This is a genomic window from Streptomyces sp. AM25 (genome assembly GCF_058146165.1).
This window is the reverse complement of sequence record NZ_JBKIWN010000087.1, coordinates 1-5,174: the sequence shown is the minus strand read 5'-3', so window position 1 is coordinate 5,174 and position 5,174 is coordinate 1. Positions and strand designations below refer to the sequence as shown.

The window sequence follows — 5,174 nt, the reverse complement described above, 5'->3', positions numbered from 1 at the left end:
ACTGTCCGGAAAACGCGAGGCGCCTCAGAGGTTCCATCAGTTCCGGCATACCCTGGGCACCCGGATGGCCAACGCAGGGGTGTCCGGCCGCACGATCCGGGAGGTTTTGGGCCACACCTCCTGGGAGATGCAGGAGCACTACTCGCGGATCTCGGACGAGACGCTGCGGCGCGAGTACGAGGAGAAGTACGAGGTCAGGTTCAACCTGAAGGGCGAGGCCGTCCGTATCCGGCCCGACTCCAACCTCGATGGCGTCCAGTGGATGGCCGAGCAGCTGGGCCGGCGCCTTCACGCGGTCGCCGGCGGCTGGTGCGGGCGCCACGTCTCCCGCCCCTGCCCCAAGACAGCGGCCGAGGGCTGCTACGAATGCCCCGATTTCCAGACCGACGCCACCTTCTTGCCGGTCCACAGCGACACACTCCGCCGCACCCGGCTACTCCAGGACCAAGCAGCCGAAGCGGGCCGTGACCGCGTCGCGGCCCTCAACGAGAAGTTCGCCGGCACCGTCGCCCACCTCATCGAGCAGGTCAGTGACGAAGAGAAGGAATCCGTGGCTCGGCTGCTGCCCGCCCAACGTGCCTCCAGTGATCCCGTGAAGGAGACCGAGTCCGCATGACCTTCGACGAACCCGACGGCCATGACGCTGCCGAACTCACCCGGCCTTCTCCGGCCCTGCCGGGGGCTTCGCCCTTGGAGCTCAGCTGGGAGTTCTTCCGGCAGGCCGACGATCATGTGCTGGCCGCGCTGGCTCAGTTCTTCGAAGCCCGCGGCATGGACCCAAGAACCTCTCCCTACTGGTTCCTCGACATGCTCTGCTTCGCCGCCGCCCCCCACACGGGCGACGACCCCTCCGACACGGCGGCCCAACATGCCGGTTGACAACAGCAGTTACCTCAAGGCGGCGGCCCGCCAACGCCACCTGGACTGCGTTACCCGAGTGCTCGCCGCGCTGGAGAGAGCCAAACGCGACCAGGCGGTCGTCACCGTCTCCGGCATCGCCAAGGACGCTCGCGTCTCTCGGACCTTCCTGCACGACCCCGCCCAGGCCGATCTCCTCGCCAAGATCAGGGCCATGGCCTGCACCACTCACCAGCACGCTCCGACGGCGCCACCGGCCCAGCGGATGAGCACCGAGTCGCACCAGTCCATCGTCCAGACCCTCAAGAAGGCCAACCAGGCACTCCGGGCCGAGAACGAACAACTCCGCTGTGACCTCGCACAGGCCCTCGGCCAGCTGCGCGACCACCGGCGCGGAGCTCCGGCCAACTGACGGAAGTCTGGCGGCTCCGCGGGGTCTCGGCTGCTACGCGCGGCGTGAAGTCTGGGTGACGGACAGCAGATTCCGGATCTCGGTGATGCCCGTTCCGGTGCGCTCCGCGATGCGAGCAACCGGCTCTCCGGCTCGGTACGCGGCAACGACCGCCGCGGTCAGCTTCCGGCGGGCCGTGTGGACTGCCGCCTGCGCCTCGCGCAGCCCGGCGGCCGCTGTCTCCAGGGTGGTCTCCTCGCCCGTCATGCCATCCATCGTGCCAGTGGGCGATCGGGGCCGGTACGGTGGGAGTGTTCCAGCACGAGGCAAGGGGTGGCGGCATGGCGGGCGAGACACTGGTGACGGTGGTGGGCAACCTGACCGCCGATCCCGAACTGCGACATACCAACTCGGGCCTGCCCGTCACTGGATTCACGATCGCGTCCACGCCTCGCCATTTCGACCGCGACCGCAGCGAGTTCGTCGACGGCGAGCCGCTGTTCCTCCGCTGCAGCATCTGGCGCCAGGCCGCGAACAACGCCGCCGAGTCGCTCACCAAGGGGGCCCGGGTGATCGTGACCGGGCGCCTCAAGCAGCGCACCTTCGACGACAAAGAAGGCCAGCGCCGCACCAGTATGGAGATCGACGCCGAAGAGGTCGCCGTCTCCCTCACCTACGCAAAGGCGCAGGTCACCAAGACCTACCGGCAAGGCGGCGGCCAGAATCAGCCCGGCCCGAGTGCAGGGCCCGTCCCGCAGCAGACAGGACCGGCCCAGGTGCAGCCAGCCGCCGAGCCGCACCCGTTCTAACCAGGGGAATGCTTCAGCCCCAGAACGCGTGACGCGGATCGTCCAGCACCACCAGGGCCTCGTCCAGCGACCCGGCCGCCGGCAGGTGATCGCACGGATACCAGCGGCCGTTGCGGTCCGCCCCGTCCACCAGCCACCCCTCATCGGCATGCCGCAGCCGGGCGACCCTGCGTGAGGTCCACTCCCCGACACCGTCCCACGGCGCCCGCTCCTCGGTGATCACGACCGCGCTGCCCCGCACCGTGCACCCCACCGCGACTTCCGCTTTCGCGTGCGCGGGAATGCGCTGCTCCGCCCACTTCTTCAGCCGGGCCCGGTCCATCTCGGAGATCTTCATCTCTCCCACCGTACAGACCGAAGCCCGAGAAGATTCTCCGCTCTCTCCACGCCTGGCTTGCAGTGTCATCCACACAACCGCCCAGGCCAAGGCCATAACGATCTACGTCGGTCCAGATATCACCATCGCCTCCACTCCCCGTGTGTTCGACCGCGACCGCAGCGAATTCACCGACGGCCAGCCACTGTTCCTGCGATGCTCGCTCTGGCGACAGGCCGGCGAGAACGCCGCCCAGTCGCTCACCCGAGGCATGCGGGTCATCGTCACCGGGCGGCTCAGGCAGCGCACCTTCGACGACAAAGAGGGCGTCCGCCGCACCAGCATGGAGATCGACGCCGAAGAGGTCGCAGCCTCCTTGACCTATGCGACCGCCAAAGTCACCAGGACCTACCGCCCCGCCCCGCCCTCGGCAGCAGCGGCTCCGACCACAGCGGATGCAGGCGGCGATCCCCACCCGTTCTGAGTCCTCTCAGCCGACACACCACACCGACTCCGCTCGCCGATAGTGTGGTCGTATGACCCGCAAGCGCCGCTCCGCACACCGTCAGACCGCCCCCGCCCGGCGGACCGACGCCCAGCAGGCCGAAGAACTGGAAGCCCTGGCCCGCAAATACCCTGAGGACCAGGAAGAACTCCTGACCGAGGCCGCGGAATTCTACAGCCGCGCAGGCCAGCACGAGCGGGCGCTCACTCTCTACCAGCAGGTCCTGGACGCGGACTGCCGAGATCCCCACCTCATCCAGGCTTTCCGCATCGGCACGCTCTGGAACGCAGGGCGCACCGATGAGGCGCGCGAAGCAGCCGAAGCCTTGCGCCGCCGGCACCCCGCCCATGCCGATGCCTGGGAGGTCATCGCGGAGATGTTCGAGGTCGCGGACCATCTCCACGAAGCCGCGGACTGGCTCACCGCCGGAGTGACCCACCTCCTGGGCCCCGCCGCCCCTCTCTCCGTCGACGCCGTTCGCGACGCGGCGGACGCGGGCGGCATCGAGATGCTCATCATCAGCCGCCACCGCGTCCGGCGCCGCCTCGGCCAGCCCTGCGACGACCTCGACCAGCTCGCCCACCACCTCTACGCCGACCGCCCGGCACACCTTCGCGCGACCAGCACCCTCGACGACCTCCACAACCCGAAACTGCGAGAAGCAGCAGGCAACGCCCCCCCCCCAGGCCCTGATCGCCTCGATCGAGAAACTGTCCCGCGAAGTCGAAGCCCGCCGCTCCGCCCTCTCCCGGCCCCGTCTGACCTGCGCACTCTTCTGGAGCCCCGACGAGTTCGCCCAGCTGTTGGAAGCATGGCCCGAGCTGGCCGACCACTACGGCACCGAGCACCACGAACACATTCCCCACATCGAGCAGATGCTGCAACGCCTGTCCAACGAAGGCGAACCCCACCTCGGCATTGCGCACGGCACCGTGCACGACTTCGAGTCCTTCACCCGCGCGGAGAACCTTTCCCCGCAGGACGCAGACACCCGCGCCCGGTACGCCGCCGATCTCGCCGCCCGAGGCCAGGCCACTTCGTGGCCCCCGCCCCGCAACAACCCCTGCTGGTGCGGCTCCACACGCAAGTACAAGAAGTGCTGCGGCAACCCCGCCCTCACCTGACCAAGATCCACAAAGTGTGTTTCACCAAACTCGCGACAGAACCACGCCACGAACCGTGGACGCATCGGTCAAACTTCGATGACAAAACGTCAATCTTCACTGTCACAGGGCAGCAGCGGATGCGGACGAGGCCAGCCAGACGCTGAACACGGTCCGGAGAGGGGCTCAAACTCAGCCATATCGATATTCGATTTCTTCCGACCACGGCCTGACGCCGTTTGCTGTCGACGGCAGTATAGACGGGCTTGAGGGCGGCGGCGGCCTTCTTGCGGTCGGTGGAGTTGACGTATTTCAGAGCCGGCCTGATCAAGTGAACGACGCACGTCTGCGTGATCGCCTGGGGCCAGACGGCCCCGATCGCCTCCGGCAGGCCCTTGAGCCCGTCACAGCACACCACCAGGGCGTCGGTGAGACCACGGTGCCTGAGCTGGGTCAGGACGTGGAGCCAGAACTTCGCACCCTCACTGTCCTGGAGCCAGATTCCGAGGACGTTCCTGACGCCGTCGGCATCGACGCCGATGACCAGGTGGGCGGCCTTGTTGACGACGTGCCCGTTGTCCCGGACCTTGATCCGGATAGCGTCCATATACAGGATCGGGTAGCACTCGTCGAGCGGACGGTTCTGCCGACTGGTCACCTCGTCGGCAATCACGTCGGTCACTTTCGGGACGAGTGCCGGGGAGACGTCGGCGCCGTAGACCTCGGCCAGGTGAGCAGTGATGCCCCGGGTAGTCATGCCGCGTGCGTACAGCGACAGGATCATCTCATCCACCTGCCCCAGCCGGCGCGTCCCCTCCGGCACGATCCGCGGGGTGAACTCACCCCGGCGGTCCCGGGACACATCGATCCCGACCGGGCCGGCCGTGGCCGTCACCGTCTTGCCGCAGGAACCGTTGCGGTTGTTCCCGCTGCCCCGCCCGGCCGGATCCCCCGCCTCATAGCCGAGATGATCCGCCATCTCGGCCTGCAGAGCCCGCTCGATGACCTGCTTCATCATCTGCTACAACAGCCCGTCCCGGCCGTCCAGACCGATCCCGGAGTCCTTCGCGTCCGCGATCAGCGCGTCGATCGCCTCCGGCGACAGCACCGCTTCACCCGCTCCGCAGCCTCGGCACGGTCCATCTCATCGTCCTGCCTCGATATTGATCCGAAACTCTTGGATTTCCTGGAC

At 67.7% G+C, this 5,174-nt stretch carries 7 protein-coding genes and 3 pseudogenes; 6 read left to right on the top strand and 4 right to left on the bottom strand.

Annotated features, from left to right (window positions below):
* From ACLHRZ_RS36535 to ACLHRZ_RS36525, 3 genes are all read left to right on the top strand, one after another.
* A partial coding sequence (locus ACLHRZ_RS36535) for a tyrosine-type recombinase/integrase (RefSeq protein ID WP_490422897.1) occupies positions 1-616 on the top strand: 616 nt, incomplete at its 5' end.
* Positions 613-879: a hypothetical protein gene (locus tag ACLHRZ_RS36530; RefSeq protein ID WP_490422896.1), complete on the top strand. Its 267-nt coding sequence runs from the start codon at positions 613-615 to the stop codon at positions 877-879. The genes ACLHRZ_RS36535 and ACLHRZ_RS36530, both read left to right, overlap by 4 nt.
* The gene (locus ACLHRZ_RS36525; protein WP_490422895.1) at positions 869-1,270 is read left to right on the top strand and encodes a DUF6262 family protein; all 402 of its coding nucleotides are present in this window, start codon (positions 869-871) and stop codon (positions 1,268-1,270) included. The genes ACLHRZ_RS36530 and ACLHRZ_RS36525 overlap by 11 nt, the downstream gene beginning before the upstream one ends.
* Before the next feature lie 33 nt (positions 1,271-1,303).
* On the opposite strand, the gene ACLHRZ_RS36520 is transcribed toward ACLHRZ_RS36525, so the two are convergent.
* Positions 1,304-1,516, bottom strand: coding sequence for a hypothetical protein (locus ACLHRZ_RS36520; RefSeq protein ID WP_490422894.1), 213 nt, complete (start codon positions 1,514-1,516; stop codon positions 1,304-1,306).
* A gap of 74 nt (positions 1,517-1,590) precedes the next feature.
* Between ACLHRZ_RS36520 and ACLHRZ_RS36515 the strand changes: the two are divergent.
* Positions 1,591-2,022, top strand: a pseudogene (locus ACLHRZ_RS36515) (single-stranded DNA-binding protein); the annotation flags it as partial.
* A gap of 49 nt (positions 2,023-2,071) precedes the next feature.
* Here ACLHRZ_RS36515 and ACLHRZ_RS36510 read toward each other — a convergent pair.
* On the bottom strand, positions 2,072-2,395 hold the full coding sequence (locus ACLHRZ_RS36510; protein ID WP_490422893.1) for a DUF3024 domain-containing protein: 324 nt from the start codon (positions 2,393-2,395) through the stop codon (positions 2,072-2,074).
* Positions 2,396-2,519: 124 nt separating this feature from the next.
* Here ACLHRZ_RS36510 and ssb point away from each other — a divergent pair.
* Positions 2,520-2,783: pseudogene (gene ssb / locus ACLHRZ_RS36505) on the top strand (single-stranded DNA-binding protein); the annotation flags it as partial.
* On the opposite strand, the gene ACLHRZ_RS36500 reads toward ssb, so the two are convergent.
* Entirely contained in the window at positions 2,773-3,522 is a 750-nt protein-coding gene (locus tag ACLHRZ_RS36500; RefSeq protein ID WP_490422892.1) for a hypothetical protein, read from the bottom strand. The pseudogene ssb and the gene ACLHRZ_RS36500 overlap by 11 nt on opposite strands.
* Positions 3,523-3,568: 46 nt before the next feature.
* On the opposite strand from ACLHRZ_RS36500, the gene ACLHRZ_RS36495 reads away from it, so the two are divergent.
* Complete coding sequence (locus ACLHRZ_RS36495) at positions 3,569-4,003, top strand: YecA family protein (protein WP_490422898.1); 435 nt, start codon at positions 3,569-3,571, stop codon at positions 4,001-4,003.
* 160 nt (positions 4,004-4,163) lie between these two features.
* On the opposite strand, the pseudogene ACLHRZ_RS36490 reads toward ACLHRZ_RS36495, so the two are convergent.
* Positions 4,164-5,090, bottom strand: a pseudogene (locus ACLHRZ_RS36490) (IS256 family transposase); the annotation flags it as partial.
* Positions 5,091-5,174 lie beyond the last annotated feature (84 nt).

Excerpts from the sequence above, each read along its gene's own strand:
- ACLHRZ_RS36530 (WP_490422896.1), top strand. The coding sequence starts at position 613 with ATGACCTTCGACGAACCCGACGGCCATGACGCTGCCGAACTCACCCGG.
- ACLHRZ_RS36525 (WP_490422895.1), top strand. The coding sequence starts at position 869 with ATGCCGGTTGACAACAGCAGTTACCTCAAGGCGGCGGCCCGCCAACGC.
- ACLHRZ_RS36520 (WP_490422894.1), bottom strand. The coding sequence starts at position 1,516 with ATGACGGGCGAGGAGACCACCCTGGAGACAGCGGCCGCCGGGCTGCGC.
- ACLHRZ_RS36510 (WP_490422893.1), bottom strand. The coding sequence starts at position 2,395 with ATGAAGATCTCCGAGATGGACCGGGCCCGGCTGAAGAAGTGGGCGGAG.